This is a genomic window from Ralstonia sp. RRA, assembly GCF_037023145.1.
Lineage (GTDB): Bacteria > Pseudomonadota > Gammaproteobacteria > Burkholderiales > Burkholderiaceae > Ralstonia.
The window spans coordinates 3,173,313-3,187,203 of record NZ_CP146091.1; the positions used below are offsets into that span (position 1 = coordinate 3,173,313).

Annotated in this window: 25 protein-coding genes; 1 reads left to right on the top strand and 24 read right to left on the bottom strand. The window is 60.9% G+C overall.

Annotated elements, in window-relative coordinates:
- Positions 1-98 precede the first annotated feature (98 nt).
- Positions 99-1,094, top strand: a complete 996-nt coding sequence (hemB, locus tag V6657_RS15240) for a porphobilinogen synthase (protein ID WP_048935290.1) — start codon at positions 99-101, stop codon at positions 1,092-1,094.
- Here the strand turns inward: hemB and dsbD are convergent, their stop codons facing one another.
- The 24 genes from dsbD to rplP all read right to left on the bottom strand — a co-directional run bounded on the left by dsbD (position 1,095) and on the right by rplP (position 13,891).
- On the bottom strand, positions 1,095-2,942 hold the full coding sequence (dsbD, locus tag V6657_RS15245) for a protein-disulfide reductase DsbD (protein WP_048935289.1): 1,848 nt from the start codon (positions 2,940-2,942) through the stop codon (positions 1,095-1,097).
- Between the two features lie 18 nt (positions 2,943-2,960).
- Complete coding sequence (gene cutA / locus V6657_RS15250; RefSeq protein WP_048935288.1) at positions 2,961-3,299, bottom strand: divalent-cation tolerance protein CutA; 339 nt, start codon at positions 3,297-3,299, stop codon at positions 2,961-2,963.
- A gap of 156 nt (positions 3,300-3,455) precedes the next feature.
- Positions 3,456-3,851 carry a 50S ribosomal protein L17 gene (gene rplQ, locus V6657_RS15255; protein WP_031330213.1) on the bottom strand — a complete coding sequence of 132 codons (396 nt, stop codon included), beginning with the start codon at positions 3,849-3,851 and terminating at the stop codon, positions 3,456-3,458.
- A 141-nt stretch (positions 3,852-3,992) separates the two neighbouring features.
- Positions 3,993-4,973, bottom strand: a complete 981-nt coding sequence (gene rpoA / locus V6657_RS15260; RefSeq protein WP_004634508.1) for a DNA-directed RNA polymerase subunit alpha — start codon at positions 4,971-4,973, stop codon at positions 3,993-3,995.
- A gap of 32 nt (positions 4,974-5,005) precedes the next feature.
- On the bottom strand, positions 5,006-5,215 hold the full coding sequence (locus tag V6657_RS15265) for a hypothetical protein (RefSeq protein WP_048935287.1): 210 nt from the start codon (positions 5,213-5,215) through the stop codon (positions 5,006-5,008).
- Positions 5,215-5,838 (bottom strand): 30S ribosomal protein S4, encoded by a 624-nt coding sequence (gene rpsD / locus V6657_RS15270; RefSeq protein ID WP_021197570.1) that lies wholly within the window; start codon positions 5,836-5,838, stop codon positions 5,215-5,217. The genes V6657_RS15265 and rpsD overlap by 1 nt, the downstream gene beginning before the upstream one ends.
- 202 nt (positions 5,839-6,040) lie before the next feature.
- Positions 6,041-6,442, bottom strand: coding sequence for a 30S ribosomal protein S11 (gene rpsK, locus V6657_RS15275; RefSeq protein WP_011002900.1), 402 nt, complete (start codon positions 6,440-6,442; stop codon positions 6,041-6,043).
- Positions 6,443-6,466: 24 nt separating this feature from the next.
- The gene (gene rpsM / locus V6657_RS15280) at positions 6,467-6,832 is read right to left on the bottom strand and encodes a 30S ribosomal protein S13 (protein ID WP_039598709.1); all 366 of its coding nucleotides are present in this window, start codon (positions 6,830-6,832) and stop codon (positions 6,467-6,469) included.
- 21 nt (positions 6,833-6,853) lie between these two features.
- On the bottom strand, positions 6,854-6,970 hold the full coding sequence (rpmJ, locus tag V6657_RS15285; RefSeq protein WP_003264141.1) for a 50S ribosomal protein L36: 117 nt from the start codon (positions 6,968-6,970) through the stop codon (positions 6,854-6,856).
- Between the two features lie 30 nt (positions 6,971-7,000).
- Positions 7,001-7,219, bottom strand: coding sequence for a translation initiation factor IF-1 (infA, locus tag V6657_RS15290; protein WP_003264140.1), 219 nt, complete (start codon positions 7,217-7,219; stop codon positions 7,001-7,003).
- 29 nt (positions 7,220-7,248) lie between these two features.
- Positions 7,249-8,571: a preprotein translocase subunit SecY gene (gene secY / locus V6657_RS15295; protein WP_021197573.1), complete on the bottom strand. Its 1,323-nt coding sequence runs from the start codon at positions 8,569-8,571 to the stop codon at positions 7,249-7,251.
- A 57-nt stretch (positions 8,572-8,628) separates the two neighbouring features.
- On the bottom strand, positions 8,629-9,060 hold the full coding sequence (rplO, locus tag V6657_RS15300) for a 50S ribosomal protein L15 (protein WP_021197574.1): 432 nt from the start codon (positions 9,058-9,060) through the stop codon (positions 8,629-8,631).
- Between the two features lie 18 nt (positions 9,061-9,078).
- On the bottom strand, positions 9,079-9,261 hold the full coding sequence (rpmD, locus tag V6657_RS15305) for a 50S ribosomal protein L30 (protein WP_003264137.1): 183 nt from the start codon (positions 9,259-9,261) through the stop codon (positions 9,079-9,081).
- A 22-nt stretch (positions 9,262-9,283) separates the two neighbouring features.
- Positions 9,284-9,802: a 30S ribosomal protein S5 gene (rpsE, locus tag V6657_RS15310; protein ID WP_013211230.1), complete on the bottom strand. Its 519-nt coding sequence runs from the start codon at positions 9,800-9,802 to the stop codon at positions 9,284-9,286.
- 21 nt (positions 9,803-9,823) lie between these two features.
- Positions 9,824-10,180 carry a 50S ribosomal protein L18 gene (gene rplR, locus V6657_RS15315; RefSeq protein WP_021197575.1) on the bottom strand — a complete coding sequence of 119 codons (357 nt, stop codon included), beginning with the start codon at positions 10,178-10,180 and terminating at the stop codon, positions 9,824-9,826.
- A gap of 11 nt (positions 10,181-10,191) precedes the next feature.
- Complete coding sequence (rplF, locus tag V6657_RS15320; protein ID WP_021197576.1) at positions 10,192-10,725, bottom strand: 50S ribosomal protein L6; 534 nt, start codon at positions 10,723-10,725, stop codon at positions 10,192-10,194.
- A 12-nt stretch (positions 10,726-10,737) separates the two neighbouring features.
- Positions 10,738-11,133, bottom strand: coding sequence for a 30S ribosomal protein S8 (rpsH, locus tag V6657_RS15325; protein WP_004634489.1), 396 nt, complete (start codon positions 11,131-11,133; stop codon positions 10,738-10,740).
- 27 nt (positions 11,134-11,160) lie between these two features.
- Entirely contained in the window at positions 11,161-11,466 is a 306-nt protein-coding gene (gene rpsN / locus V6657_RS15330; RefSeq protein WP_004634486.1) for a 30S ribosomal protein S14, read from the bottom strand.
- A 9-nt stretch (positions 11,467-11,475) separates the two neighbouring features.
- On the bottom strand, positions 11,476-12,018 hold the full coding sequence (gene rplE / locus V6657_RS15335) for a 50S ribosomal protein L5 (RefSeq protein WP_009241894.1): 543 nt from the start codon (positions 12,016-12,018) through the stop codon (positions 11,476-11,478).
- Between the two features lie 26 nt (positions 12,019-12,044).
- A complete protein-coding gene (gene rplX / locus V6657_RS15340) occupies positions 12,045-12,353 on the bottom strand; it encodes a 50S ribosomal protein L24 (RefSeq protein WP_048935286.1) in 309 nt (102 codons plus the stop codon).
- A gap of 11 nt (positions 12,354-12,364) precedes the next feature.
- Entirely contained in the window at positions 12,365-12,733 is a 369-nt protein-coding gene (gene rplN / locus V6657_RS15345; protein WP_003264129.1) for a 50S ribosomal protein L14, read from the bottom strand.
- 268 nt (positions 12,734-13,001) lie between these two features.
- Positions 13,002-13,271, bottom strand: coding sequence for a 30S ribosomal protein S17 (gene rpsQ / locus V6657_RS15350; RefSeq protein WP_021197579.1), 270 nt, complete (start codon positions 13,269-13,271; stop codon positions 13,002-13,004).
- Complete coding sequence (gene rpmC, locus V6657_RS15355; RefSeq protein WP_004634481.1) at positions 13,268-13,462, bottom strand: 50S ribosomal protein L29; 195 nt, start codon at positions 13,460-13,462, stop codon at positions 13,268-13,270. Before rpmC ends, rpsQ begins: the two co-directional genes overlap by 4 nt.
- A 12-nt stretch (positions 13,463-13,474) precedes the next feature.
- Complete coding sequence (rplP, locus tag V6657_RS15360) at positions 13,475-13,891, bottom strand: 50S ribosomal protein L16 (protein ID WP_003264123.1); 417 nt, start codon at positions 13,889-13,891, stop codon at positions 13,475-13,477.

Consider the following 13,891-nt stretch of genomic DNA (forward strand, 5'->3'; position numbering starts at 1 on the left):
ACGCTGCACCAGCGTCGCGGGCGCATTGTCCGTGCATAGGATGGATAATCGCCACGAAAGTTTTCAAACTTCACAGTGTGTTCTTAGAGTCCGCTGACATGATTTCGAGCTTCCCCGACCATCGCCCGCGCCGCATGCGCCGCGACGATTTCTCCCGCCGCATGATGCGCGAGTCGCGCCTCACCCCCGACGATCTGATCTACCCCGTCTTCATCCTCGAAGGCACCAACGTGCGCCAGGCCGTGCCGTCGATGCCGGGCGTCGAGCGCGTCTCGGTGGATGTGCTGCTGGGCGTGGCCGAGCAATGCGTGCAACTGGGCATTCCGGTGCTGGCGCTGTTCCCGGTGATCGAGCCGTCGATCAAGACGCCCGACGGCATTGAAGCCACCAACCCGGACGGCCTGATCCCGCGCGCGGTAAAGGCACTCAAGGCGCGCTTTCCCGAGCTGGGCATCCTGACGGATGTGGCGCTCGATCCGTACACGAGTCACGGCCAGGATGGCGTGCTCGATGCCAATGGCTATGTGCTGAACGAAGAGACGGTGGAGATCCTCTCCGCGCAGGCCTTGGTACAAGCCGCGGCCGGCGTGGACATCGTCGCGCCGTCCGACATGATGGACGGCCGCATCGGCGCCATCCGCCTGGCACTGGAGCACGAAGACCACATCTACACGCGCATCATGGCCTACGCGGCCAAGTACGCTTCAGCGTTCTACGGCCCGTTCCGGGATGCGGTGGGTTCGGCGGCCAACCTGGGCAAGGGCAACAAGATGACCTACCAGATGGACCCGGCCAACTCGGATGAGGCGCTGCGCGAAGTGGCGCTCGACATCGCCGAGGGCGCCGACATGGTGATGGTCAAGCCCGGCATGCCGTACCTCGACATCGTGCGCCGCGTGAAGGATGAGTTCCGCTTCCCGACCTACGTCTACCAGGTCAGCGGTGAATACGCGATGTTGAAGGCCGCCGCGCAGAACGGCTGGCTGGATCACGACAAGGTCGTGCTGGAATCGCTGCTGGCATTCAAGCGCGCCGGGGCGAATGGCATCCTGACGTACTTCGCGCTGGACGCCGCCCGCTTGCTGCGCGGCTGATCAGGTAGAAGTTTTTGCCGTCTGTGCTGCGCCCAGCGCGCGGCGCAGACTGGCGAGGAAGGTGTCGGCATGCTCGAAGCCGACCACACGGGCCTGCGCCTCGCGGCCCTGCGTATCAAAGAAGATCGTACCGGGCGGGCCGAACAGGCCGAAGCGCTTGAGCAGCGCCTGATCATCCGCGCTGTTGGCCGTCACGTCGGCCTGCAGCAGCACCACATCGGCGAGCGCCGTGCGCACCCGCGCATCCGTGAAGGTCAGGCGCTCCATTTCCTTGCAGCTCACGCACCAGTCGGCGTAGAAGTCGAGCATCACCGCGCGACCCGACGCACTGGCGTTGCGTACCTCGGCATCGAGTTCATCCGTGCTCTTCACGCGCTTGAAGGTCAGGCCATGCACCTCGGCTTGCGCGGATGCACCGGTCGACGCGCGCAGCACGCCGGCCAACGGTTGCAGCGGATCACGCCCACCTGCGGCCACGCCCACCAGTTGCGCCGCCCCCGCCAGCGCCAATACCACGCCCACCACCTTGCCCAGACGCTGCACGTTATTCGCACCGTCTGGCAGCGAATCGAACGTCCGCAGAAACACGGCCGCGCCGATCAGCAATGCGCCCCAGGCCACCATCGCGGCCCACGGAGGCAAGACCGGCTGCACGATGTACAGAGCCACAGCGAGCAGGATGAAACCGAAGATCGCCTTGGTGACGGTCAGCCAATGCCCCGAGCGCGGCAGCAGATTGCCGGCGCCCACGCCCACCAGAATCAGCGGCACGCCCATCCCCATGGACAGGGCAAACAGTGCTGTACCCCCCGTGGCCGCGTTGCCGGTTTGTGCAATGTAGGCGAGCGCCCCCGCCAAGGGTGCCGTCACGCACGGTGAAACGATCAACGCCGACAGCGCCCCCATGACGGCGGCGCCCGCAATCTGGCCGCCGCTCAGCTTGTTGGATGCCTGCGTCAACCGGTGATGCCACGACGCCGGCAACTGCAACTCGTACAAGCCGAACATCGACAGCGACAGCAATGCAATCAGCAGCGCAAACGCGCCCAACACCCAAGGGTTCTGCAGCGCAGCCTGAAGCCCCTGCCCCGCCAAGCCCGCCGCCACACCAAGCGCCGTATAGACCGTCGCCATCCCCAGCACATATGCCACCGACACCAACGCCGCACGCATGCGCGTGGCATGCTCGCCCACCACGATGGCCGAGATGATCGGCAACATGGGCAGCACGCACGGTGTGAATGTCAGCAGCAAACCAAAGCCGAAGAACAGCAAGGCAATCGCCCCAAGGTTGCCACTGCCCAGCGTGCTGGCGATGCGGCCGAGCTTGTCGTCGGAAGAGGACTCGGTCCCGCTGACGACTGCGGCGCCTGGTGCCGTTGGCGCACTCGACGCAGAGGCCGGCTCCACCTGGAAGCGGCTCTTCATCGGCGGATAGCACAGGCCCTGGTCCGCACAGCCTTGTGAGGTGACGACCAGCGTGAACGGTGCCGATGCGTCTTGCGCCTTCACGTGGAAGACGAGCGCATGGCGATAGGTCTCGACCTCCTTGTTGAAGTTCTCGTCGTGCTTGATCTTGCCCGCAGGCAGTTCAAGCGGCGCGAATGTGACTGTTGCGGGGTCCGCCGCCACGGCCAAGCGCTCGCGGTACATGTAGTAACCGTCAGCAATGCCGAACTTGACCTCGACAGTCTGCCCATCGAGCTGCTTGGCCGAGAAGCGGAACGCCTGCTCGGGCGGCAGGAAATCGTCGGCAGCGTGCGCCGGTGCGTGCAGCATCAACGCAGCGACCAGCAGCATCAGCAACTGCAGCACACGTCGCATCGGTAGGAACGAAGAGGCGGTCATATCAACGGCTATCAAACTTCAAACAGAAGACGGGCGTGTCTCGTCAGCCACCCACGCAAGATACGCCGGCAAGCCCACAGCTACCGGCACGGCGATGATCTCTGGCACCTCATAAGGATGCGCCTTGCGCAACACCGCCTCGAGCGCGGGATACGTCGCACGCGTGGTCTTGATCAACAGCGGGATCTCGGTCGCCTGTTCGATCGCGCCATTCCACCAGTATGTCGACGCGCAGGCAGGCAAGCGATTGATGCATGCGGCCAGCCGAGATTCGAGCACGACTTTGGTCACACGGTCGGCGCTGTCGGCATCTGGCAGATTGGTCAGCACCAGCAGCACATCGGTTCCGGCAGACATGGAAACTCCACAGATGCGCTCCCATGGCCAAATAGCCGAGCGCAGACAACAAAAAAGCCAGGATACGTATCCTGGCTTCATTGTAATGCGCGCTCGAAAGGGACATTCGGCGCATCCGGCGCGACGACGTGTCGCACCGGCAAACCTCGGCTGATCTTACTCAGCGGCTTCGGCGTCCACTGCCTCAGCAACTTCCGGACGGTCCAGCAGCTCGACCAGTGCCATCGGCGCATTGTCGCCCTGACGGAAGCCGAACTTCAGGATACGGGTGTAGCCGCCCGGACGGGTCGCGAAACGCGGGCCCAGTTCCGTGAACAGCTTGGTGACCATGTCGCGGTCGCGCAGGCGGGCGAATGCCAGACGGCGGTTGGCAACGGTGTCCTTCTTGGCCAGCGTGATCAGCGGCTCGACAACCTTGCGCAGTTCCTTGGCCTTCGGCAGCGTGGTCTTGATCAACTCGTGCTGCAGCAGCGAGTTGGACATGTTGCGCAGCATCGCGAGACGGTGCGACGAGGTGCGGTTCAGTTTCCGCAGACCATGACGGTGACGCATGATGATTCCTTCTTAAGAGTGTTTGACCAGCTCTTCTATCACCCCTTGCGAGGCGCGGGCCGGTAGCTTTAACAATAGGCCGCTCAGACAGCAACGGCGGGAAAACCGGCCGATGCACACGCACCGGCCGACAACTTGCAATTACTTTTCGAGACCTGCGGGCGGCCAGTTCTCGAGCTTCATGCCGAGCGTCAGGCCACGCGAAGCGAGGACTTCCTTGATCTCGTTGAGCGACTTGCGACCCAGGTTCGGGGTCTTCAGCAGCTCGTTCTCGGTACGCTGGATCAGGTCGCCGATGTAGTAGATGTTTTCGGCCTTCAGGCAGTTGGCCGAACGCACCGTCAGCTCCAGGTCGTCGACCGGGCGCAGCAGGATCGGATCGATCTGCGGTGCGCGGGCGGCGGCGGCTTCGGCAGCGCTCTCGGTGCCTTCCAGTGCGGCGAACACCGACAGCTGGTCGACCAGAATGCGAGCCGACTGGCGAATCGCTTCCTCCGGCGAGATCACGCCGTTGGTTTCGATGTTCATCACCAGCTTGTCGAGGTCGGTACGCTGTTCCACACGAGCGGACTCAACGGCGTACGACACGCGGCGCACCGGCGCGAACGAGGCGTCCAGCACGATGCGGCCAATGACCTTGCTCGACTCGTCGCCGAACTTGCGCACGTTACCCGGCACATAGCCGCGGCCTTGCTCGACCTTCAGCTGCAGATCCAGCTTGCCACCAGCCGACAGGTTGGCGATGACATGACCCGGGTTGATGATCTCGACATCGTGCGGCAGCTCGATATCGGCAGCGGTCACCACACCTTCGCCTTCCTTGCGCAGCGACACCGTGACTTCATCACGGTTGTGCAGCTTGAACACCACGCCCTTCAGGTTCAGCAGCAGGTTGACGACGTCTTCCTGCACGCCATCGATGGTGGAATACTCGTGGACGACCCCAGCGATCGTGACTTCGGTCGGGGCATAGCCGACCATCGACGACAGCAGCACGCGGCGCAGCGCGTTACCGAGCGTGTGGCCGTAGCCGCGCTCGAACGGTTCCATGACGACCTTCGCGTGATGATCGCCAAGCGGCTCAACCGCAATAATTTTGGGCTTGAGGAGTGCTGTTTGCATGTAGGTTGTCCTGTTTCAATACCCTCGGCTCGTTACACCGATAAGGCTGACGGATTGGACTGGAAAGATTCCGTCGCGTCCACCGCGACGGAAGACGCGCGTGCCGCAATCGCGTTGCGGCACGTAACGAACCAGATTGGGACGGCGCCAAGATACGGCAGGCGCGCGAACACAATTTTGTTGACGATGAGCGTCCCCAAAAAGCGCAAGAAGCCCGCACCTTTCGGCACGGGCGTCGTCATTAACGCGAATACAATTCGACGATCAGGCTTTCGTTGATATCGCCGGCGATGTCCGCACGATCCGGGACTTGCTTGAACGTGCCTTCCATCTTCTTGGCGTCCACAGCCACCCAGGTCGGGAAACCGCTTTGCTCAGCCAGCGTCAGCGATTCAGCGATACGCACTTGCTTCTTCGACTTTTCGCGGATGGCAACCACGTCGCCCGACTTGATCTGTGCCGACGGCACGTTCAGTGCCACGCCGTTCACCAGGATCGCCTTGTGCGACACCAGTTGACGCGCCTCAGCGCGGGTCGAGCCGAAGCCCATGCGGTAGACGACGTTGTCCAGGCGCGATTCCAGCAGTTGCAGCAGGGTTTCACCCGTGTTGCCCTTGCGGCGGTCGGCTTCAGCGAAGTAGCGGCGGAATTGACGCTCCAGCACGCCGTAGATGCGCTTGACCTTCTGCTTTTCGCGCAGTTGGTTGCCGTAGTCGGAGGTGCGGGCGCCGGAAGTGCGACCGTGCTGGCCAGGCTTGCTGTCCAGCTTGCACTTGTCGGCGAGCGAGCGACGTGCGCTCTTCAGAAAAAGGTCAGTACCTTCGCGGCGAGACAGTTTCGCCTTGGGGCCGGTATAGCGTGCCACGTTGCGTTCCTTTGTTTTCAGTCATCCGCAGCACAAACTCCGCGGATGGTTCATCACCAGGTTCCCAATGGAATCGTGACGAACAGTGGGCTTATGAAAAGACGAAACCCGCCTTCCAGAGAAACCCGGAAGACAGGCAAGCGGGCAAGTATAGCACCCGCGGACCGACCTCGCCAGCAACTGGCGCGGCCGGTCGAATCACTTAGATACGACGACGCTTCGGCGGACGGCAGCCGTTGTGCGGCACCGGCGTCACGTCTTCGATCACCTGGATCTTGATACCCAGGTTGTTCAGCGCACGCACGGCCGACTCACGACCCGGGCCCGGGCCCTTGATGCGCACTTCCAGGTTCTTGATGCCTTGGTCCTGCGCCACGCGGCCAGCACTTTCAGCAGCGACCTGAGCTGCAAACGGCGTCGACTTACGCGAGCCCTTGAAGCCCTGGCCACCCGACGTTGCCCACGACAGAGCATTGCCTTGACGGTCGGTGATCGTGATGATCGTGTTGTTGAACGACGCGTGAACGTGCGCGATGCCGTCGGCGACGTTCTTGCGAACCTTCTTACGCGCGCGCTGGGCGGCGGTATTCGCTGCTTTTGCCATAGTTCCTATCCTTTACCCGACGGATTACTTCTTGAGCGCGACGCCGGCCTTACGCGGACCCTTACGGGTACGGGCGTTCGTGCGGGTACGCTGACCGCGCATCGGCAGGCCCTTGCGATGGCGCACGCCACGGTAGCAGCCCAGATCCATCAGGCGCTTGATGTTCATCGTCGTTTCACGGCGCAGATCGCCTTCGACGGTGAACTTGTTGACTTCGTCACGCAGCTTTTCGAGGTCAGCGTCCGTCAGGTCCTTGACCTTCTTGTTGGTCGGGACACCGGTGGCTTCGCAAATCTTCTGAGCGCGCGAGCGGCCGATACCGTACACAGCCGTCAGGCCGATCACGGTATGTTGGTGATTGGGGATGTTGACCCCTGCGATACGTGCCATTCGTCAATCCTCTTTGCGAAATTAGCCTTGGCGCTGCTTATGACGCGGGTCCGACGAGCAGATCACACGCACCACGCCCTTGCGCTTGATGATTTTGCAGTTGCGGCAAATGCGCTTAACAGAAGCCAGCACTTTCATGATTTTCCTCTTCCTTCAATTCCAGTCCGCTCACTTCGCCCGGAATACGATGCGCGCGCGGGACAGATCATACGGGGTCAATTCGACCGTCACCTTGTCCCCGGGCAGGATACGGATGTAATGCATCCGCATCTTGCCGGAAATATGGCCTAACACTACGTGGCCGTTCTCTAGCTTGACGCGAAACGTTGCGTTGGGAAGGTTTTCCAGCACCTCACCCTGCATCTGGATCACGTCGTCTTTAGCCATGTCTCTTTAGCTTCGTGCGACCGCTCTTTTTATCGGAGCGTCAGGTTGCCCTTGAAATTCGCCTTCTTCATCAAAGACTCGTACTGCTGAGACATCACGTAGGACTGCACTTGCGCCATGAAGTCCATCGTGACCACCACGATGATCAACAGCGACGTCCCACCAAAGTAGAACGGCACATTCCAGCGCAGCACCAAGAACTCCGGCAACAGACACACCAGCGTGATGTAGATCGCACCCGCCAGGGTCAAACGCACCAGAATCTTGTCGATATACCGCGTGGTTTGCTCGCCCGGACGGATGCCCGGAATGAACGCCCCACTCTTCTTCAGGTTATCTGCCACTTCGCGGCTGTTATAGACCAGCGCCGTGTAGAAGAAACAGAAGAAGATGATCGCCGCCGCATACAGCAGGATGTACACCGGCTGACCCGGCGACAGCGTTGCTGCCAGGTCCTTGACGAATCGAGTGACCGGATTCGTCGAGTTGCCGGCTGTAAACCAGCCCGCGATCGTGGCCGGGAACAGAATGATCGACGATGCAAAGATCGGCGGAATCACCCCAGCCATATTCAACTTCAGCGGCAAATGCGACGACTGACCGCCATAAATCTTGTTACCAACCTGCCGCTTGGCGTAGTTGACGAGGATCTTGCGCTGGCCGCGTTCAATGAACACCACCACGAAAGTCACCGCGCCAATGATCGCCACCACCAGGATCGCGGAGAAAATCCCCATCGAACCCGTGCGCACCAGCTCAAACAGCCCGCCGATGGCATTGGGCAGACCCGCTGCAATCCCGCCAAAGATGATGATCGAGATCCCGTTGCCCAGACCGCGCTCGGTAATCTGCTCACCCAGCCACATCAGGAACATCGTGCCCGTCACCAGCGTGATCACTGCGGTCGCTCGGAACATCAGACCCGGATCCAGAACCAGACCCGGCTGTGCTTCGAGTGCCACTGCAATCCCAAGCGCTTGGAACGTCGCCAGGAGGACCGTACCGTAGCGCGTGTACTGCGTAATCTTGCGCTGGCCGGCTTGGCCTTCCTTCTTGAGCGATTCCAGCTGCGGCAGCACGATCGTCAGCAGTTGCATGATGATCGACGCCGAGATGTACGGCATGATCCCCAACGCAAACACCGTGAACCGCGACAGCGCGCCACCGGAGAACAGGTTAAACATCCCGAGGATGCCGCCCGACTGCCGTTGGAAAAGCTGTGCCAGTTGATCCGGATCGATGCCAGGCACAGGAATGTGCGCGCCGATCCGATACACCAGCAGTGCCAGAACCAGGAACACCAGCCGACGGCGAAGATCGCCGTACTTGGCCGTGTTCTTGGCCTGGGCCATCACATTAGGTTTCGCCGTGGCCAAACGGATGCTCCGTCAGTGTGAAACAGCAGGCTATCAGGCCAGCGAGCCACCAGCCGCTTCGATTGCGGCCTTCGCCCCAGCCGTTGCGCCCAGGCCCTTCAGAACCACTTTCTTGTCGATCTCGCCCGACAGGATCACCTTGGCGCTCTTGACCATCTCGCCAACGAGGCCGGCTTGCTTGAGGGACAGCAGATCGATTTCTTCGATCGGCAGGCCCGCCAGGTCGCCCAGACGCACTTCAGCGGTGAATTCCTTGGTCAGCGAGGTGAAACCACGCTTGGGCAGACGACGATACAGGGGCATCTGGCCGCCTTCGAAGCCGACCTTGTGGAAACCACCCGAACGCGACTTCTGACCCTTGTGACCACGACCAGCCGTCTTACCCAGGCCCGAGCCAATACCGCGACCGACACGGCGCTTGGCGTGCTTGGAGCCGGCTGCCGGCTTCAGGTTATTCAGTTGCATGTTCTTCTCCGTCTTGCCTTAGCCGATGACCTTGACCAGGTAGGACACCTTGTTGATCATGCCGCGCACTGCCGGCGTGTCCTGCAATTCGGACACCGAGTTCATGCGGCGCAGGCCCAGACCACGCACCGTGGCGCGGTGGTCTTCGCGCGTACCGATCAGGCTACGCACGAGTTGGACTTTCACGGTTTTCTGCGACATATCGTTCACCTATCCCTTCGGCTTAGCCGAGGATCTCTTCGACCGACTTGCCACGCTTGGCAGCAATTTCAGCCGGGGTGCTCATCTTGCGCAGGCCATCCAGCGTTGCGCGCACCATGTTGTAAGGATTGGTCGAACCGTGCGACTTGGTCACGATGTTCGTCACGCCCATCACTTCGAAGATGGCGCGCATCGGGCCGCCGGCGATCACGCCAGTACCGTCCTTCGCGGGCATCATTTGCACCTTAGCGGCGCCATGCTTGCCAACCACTTCGTGCTGCAGCGTACCGTTCTTCAGCGGGACCTTGACCATCTTGCGACGGGCTTCGTCCATTGCCTTCTGTACGGCCACGGGCACTTCCTTCGCCTTGCCCTTGCCCATGCCGATACGGCCGTCGCCGTCGCCGACCACGGTCAGAGCAGCGAAACCGAGAATCCGGCCGCCCTTGACCACCTTGGTCACGCGGTTGACCGCGATCATCTTCTCGCGAAGACCGTCGTCGCGCTCGTCCCCTTGGACCTTAGGTTGAATTTTTGCCATGACGATATCCTCTATGCCGGCTTAGAACTTCAGGCCAGCTTCGCGTGCCGCGTCAGCCAGTGCCTTCACGCGACCGTGATAACGGAAACCCGAGCGATCGAACGCCACGGCTTCGATGCCGGCAGCCTTCGCCTTCTCAGCAATACGCTTACCCACCAGGGTGGCAGCCGCGGTGTTGCCACCGTTGCCGTTCAGTTCCTTGCGGACTTCGGCTTCCGCCGTCGAGGCCGCAGCCAGAACCTTCGTGCCGTCTTCCGAGAAGACCTGCGCGTAGATGTGCAGGTTGGTACGGTGCACAGCCAGGCGAGCGACGTTCAGTTCCGCAATCTTCAGGCGGGTCTGACGTGCACGGCGCAAACGCGAGTCATTTTTGTTCATGATGTGCACCCTTACTTCTTCTTGGTTTCCTTCAGGATCACACGCTCGTCTGCGTAGCGCACACCCTTGCCCTTGTAGGGCTCAGGCGGACGATAGCCACGCACTTCAGCGGCGACCTGACCAACTTTCTGCTTGTCCGAACCCTTGATAATGATTTCGGTCTGCGTCGGCGTTTCCGCCTTCACGCCTTCCGGCATCTCATGGATCACGTCGTGCGAGAAACCGAGTTGCAGCTTCAGGGCGGTGCCTTGAAGCGAAGCACGGTAACCCACGCCGACCAGGTTCAGCTTGCGCTCGAAGCCCGTCGTCACACCCTTGACCATGTTGGCCGTCAGGGCGCGCATCGTGCCTTGCAACGCATTGGCTTCACGCGACTCATCTGCCGGCTCGAACGTAATCGTGCCGTTGTCGGTGTTGACCTTAACCAGCGAGTGAATCGGCTGCGTCAGCGTGCCCAGCGGGCCCTTGACGGTCAGCAGACCACCAGCGAAATTGACTTCGGCGCCCTTGGGCAGCGCGATGGGAGCCTTACCTACGCGAGACATGGTTCCCCTCCCTTAGGCGACGTAGCAAATGACTTCGCCACCGACACCGGTTGCGCGCGCACGGCGGTCCGTCATCAGACCCTGCGGGGTCGAGATGATGGCGACGCCCAGGCCGTTCATCACTTGCGGGATTTCGTTACGGCCCTTGTACACACGCAGACCAGGCTTCGAGACGCGCTCCAGGCGCTCGATGACCGGACGGCCAGCGTAGTACTTCAGACCAATCGTCAGCGTGGACTTGCCACCCTGCTCGGTCACGGCGAATTCGTCGATGTAGCCTTCGTCCTTCAGGACTTTGGCGATTGCCACCTTCAGCTTCGACGACGGCATGACCACCGACGCTTTTTCCACCGCTTGCGCGTTGCGGATACGCGTCAGCATATCGGCGATCGGATCGCTCATGCTCATAGTGTTTCTCCTGTAGCCTGTGCGTGATTACCAGCTGGCTTTCGTCAGACCCGGGATTTCGCCCTTGAAGGCGATCTCACGGAGCTTGTTACGCGCCAGGCCAAACTTGCGGAACGTACCGCGGGGACGACCGGTGATCGAGCAGCGGTTGCGCTGACGAGTCGGGTTCGCGTTGCGCGGCAGAGCTTGCAGCTTCAGGCGCGCTTCGTAACGCTCTTCTTCCGACTTGCTTTGGTCTGCCACGATGGCTTCGAGAGCGGCGCGCTTCTCAGCGTACTTGGCCACGAGCTTGGCACGCTTCTTCTCGCGTTCGATCAGAGACAATTTAGCCACGGTAACCCCTTAATTACGGAACGGGAACTTGAACGCATTGAGGAGCGCCTTCGCTTCCTCATCGTTCTTCGCAGTCGTCGTGATGCTGATGTTCAGACCACGGAGTGCGTCGATCTTGTCGTACTCGATTTCGGGGAAAATGATCTGCTCTTTCACACCGATGTTGTAGTTGCCACGACCGTCGAACGCCTTACCCGACACACCGCGGAAATCGCGCACGCGGGGCAGCGACACCGTGATGAAGCGGTCCAGGAATTCGTACATGCGTTGGCCACGCAGCGTGACCATCGTGCCGATCGGGTAACCCTGGCGAATCTTGAAGCCGGCGATAGCCTTGCGGGCCTTCGTCACGATGGGCTTCTGGCCAGCGATCTTGATCAGGTCGCCCGTGGCGTGCTCGATGACCTTCTTGTCATTGATGGCTTCGCCAAGACCCATGTTCAGAGTGATCTTGGTGATGCGCGGCACTTCCATCACGGACTTGTAACCGAACTGCTTGATCAGCTCGGGCACAACCTTCTCTTTGTAAAACTCTTGCAGACGTGCAGTCATGCTCAACTCCTCTCTATCGCCCAGAATCAAGCGCCGACGGCAGCACCGGTGGTCTTCAGGACACGCGTCTTCACGCCGCCTTCAACCTTGATGCCGACGCGCGACGGCTTGCCATTGGCATCCACGAGCGCAACGTTCGAAATATGGATGGGCATGACCTTATCAACCACACCACCCGTGGTACCCAGCATCGGGTTCGGGCGCACGTGCTTCTTGGCAACGTTCACGCCTTCCACCGTCACGTGCTCAGCGAGCACCGACAGCACGGTACCTTGCTTACCCTTGTCCTTACCGGTGCGGACGATGACGCGATCGCCCTTGCGAATCTTGTTCATGCGGCCTCCGATTACAGCACTTCCGGCGCGAGCGACACGATCTTCATGAAGCGCTCGGTACGGAGTTCGCGAGTGACCGGCCCGAAGATGCGGGTGCCGATCGGCTCAAGCTTGGTGTTCAGCAGCACGGCGGCATTGCCGTCGAACTTGATGAGCGAGCCGTCAGGACGGCGCACGCCCTTGGCGGTACGCACCACCACGGCGTTGTAGATATCGCCCTTCTTCACGCGACCACGCGGGGCAGCATCCTTGACGCTGACCTTGATGATGTCGCCGACGCTGGCGTAGCGGCGCTTCGAACCGCCCAGCACCTTGATGCACATGACTTCACGCGCACCCGTGTTATCGGCCACTTCGAGCCGGCTTTCTGTCTGAATCATGGTGTTCTCGTCCCAACTTAATTCGCCGTTACGCACAATGCGCAGAAGCGATCAGTCTTGGTCCCGCCGGCTGCTGGCATTGCGCCAACCGCGATTGGGTTGATCAACTTGAAGTCGGTAGCTGCCTGGCAGCGAGTGCCACCAGACCCATTCATTCTTCTCTTTGCCCGAGCCACCAGCCGAACAGCTGGCAACCCTCTCAAAGGGAAAGACCGAGACTATATCACATAATCTCGGTCTTGCAACAGCAAACTGCTCAGCTGTTGTTTTAGATCACGCGTGCAGCTTCAAGCAGACGCGACACCACCCACGACTTGGTGCGCGAGATCGGGCGCGATTCCGTGATCTCAACCTTGTCGCCTTCGTTGTACTGGTTGGCTTCGTCGTGCGCATGGTACTTCTTCGAGCGCACCACGTACTTACCGTACAGCGGATGCTTGACGCGGTTTTCGACCAGGACCGTCACGGTCTTGTCCATCTTGTTGCTGACAACGCGACCGACGAGCGTGCGCTTCAGGGACGTTGCTGCTTCAGTCATTTCTGGTTCCCCTTCTGGCCCAGCACGGTACGGACACGCGCGATGTCACGACGCACCTTCTTCAGCTGGCTGGTGTTCTGCAGCTGTTGCGTCGCCTTTTGCATGCGCAGGCCGAATTGGGCCTTCAGCAGCTCGGAGAGCTCCTGGTTCAGCCCGGCGACATCCTTGTCGCGCAGTTCAGATGCTTTCATGGTGTGTGCTCCTTACGTTCCGACCTGACGCACCACGAAGCTGGTCGCGATCGGCAACTTGGCAGCGGCCAGGCGGAAAGCCTCGCGTGCCAGTTCTTCGCCGACGCCGTCCATTTCGTACAGCATCTTGCCCGGCTGAATTTCAGCCACGTAGTATTCCGGGTTGCCCTTACCGTTACCCATACGGACTTCGGCAGGCTTCTTCGAGATCGGCTTGTCCGGGAAAATCCGGATCCAAATGCGGCCGCCACGCTTGATGTGACGGGTCATCGCACGACGGGCGGACTCGATCTGACGCGCAGTCAGACGGCCACGACCCATCGCCTTCAGGCCGAATTCGCCGAACGACACGGCGTTACCGCGCGTGGCGATACCGGTGTTACGGCCCTTCTGCTCCTTGCGGTACTTCCTGCGCTTAGGTTGCAGCAT

Coding starts and splice junctions, on each gene's coding strand:
- rplP (WP_003264123.1), bottom strand. CDS start 13,891: ATGCTGCAACCTAAGCGCAGGAAGTACCGCAAGGAGCAGAAGGGCCGT.
- infA (WP_003264140.1), bottom strand. CDS start 7,219: ATGGCTAAAGACGACGTGATCCAGATGCAGGGTGAGGTGCTGGAAAAC.
- rpmD (WP_003264137.1), bottom strand. CDS start 9,261: ATGTCGCAGAAAACCGTGAAAGTCCAACTCGTGCGTAGCCTGATCGGT.
- rpsM (WP_039598709.1), bottom strand. CDS start 6,832: ATGGCACGTATCGCAGGGGTCAACATCCCCAATCACCAACATACCGTG.
- rpsH (WP_004634489.1), bottom strand. CDS start 11,133: ATGAGCATGAGCGATCCGATCGCCGATATGCTGACGCGTATCCGCAAC.
- rpmJ (WP_003264141.1), bottom strand. CDS start 6,970: ATGAAAGTGCTGGCTTCTGTTAAGCGCATTTGCCGCAACTGCAAAATC.
- rpsK (WP_011002900.1), bottom strand. CDS start 6,442: ATGGCAAAAGCAGCGAATACCGCCGCCCAGCGCGCGCGTAAGAAGGTT.
- hemB (WP_048935290.1), top strand. CDS start 99: ATGATTTCGAGCTTCCCCGACCATCGCCCGCGCCGCATGCGCCGCGAC.
- cutA (WP_048935288.1), bottom strand. CDS start 3,299: ATGTCTGCCGGAACCGATGTGCTGCTGGTGCTGACCAATCTGCCAGAT.
- rpsQ (WP_021197579.1), bottom strand. CDS start 13,271: ATGACTGAAGCAGCAACGTCCCTGAAGCGCACGCTCGTCGGTCGCGTT.
- rplO (WP_021197574.1), bottom strand. CDS start 9,060: ATGCAACTGAATAACCTGAAGCCGGCAGCCGGCTCCAAGCACGCCAAG.
- rplF (WP_021197576.1), bottom strand. CDS start 10,725: ATGTCTCGCGTAGGTAAGGCTCCCATCGCGCTGCCCAAGGGCGCCGAA.
- rpmC (WP_004634481.1), bottom strand. CDS start 13,462: ATGAAAGCATCTGAACTGCGCGACAAGGATGTCGCCGGGCTGAACCAG.
- secY (WP_021197573.1), bottom strand. CDS start 8,571: ATGGCCCAGGCCAAGAACACGGCCAAGTACGGCGATCTTCGCCGTCGG.
- rplX (WP_048935286.1), bottom strand. CDS start 12,353: ATGAACAAGATTCGCAAGGGCGATCGCGTCATCGTCCGCACCGGTAAG.
- V6657_RS15265 (WP_048935287.1), bottom strand. CDS start 5,215: ATGACGACGCCCGTGCCGAAAGGTGCGGGCTTCTTGCGCTTTTTGGGG.
- rplE (WP_009241894.1), bottom strand. CDS start 12,018: ATGACTGCACGTCTGCAAGAGTTTTACAAAGAGAAGGTTGTGCCCGAG.
- dsbD (WP_048935289.1), bottom strand. CDS start 2,942: ATGACCGCCTCTTCGTTCCTACCGATGCGACGTGTGCTGCAGTTGCTG.
- rplR (WP_021197575.1), bottom strand. CDS start 10,180: ATGAACAAAAATGACTCGCGTTTGCGCCGTGCACGTCAGACCCGCCTG.
- rpoA (WP_004634508.1), bottom strand. CDS start 4,973: ATGCAAACAGCACTCCTCAAGCCCAAAATTATTGCGGTTGAGCCGCTT.
- rplQ (WP_031330213.1), bottom strand. CDS start 3,851: ATGCGTCACCGTCATGGTCTGCGGAAACTGAACCGCACCTCGTCGCAC.
- rplN (WP_003264129.1), bottom strand. CDS start 12,733: ATGATTCAGACAGAAAGCCGGCTCGAAGTGGCCGATAACACGGGTGCG.
- rpsE (WP_013211230.1), bottom strand. CDS start 9,802: ATGGCAAAAATTCAACCTAAGGTCCAAGGGGACGAGCGCGACGACGGT.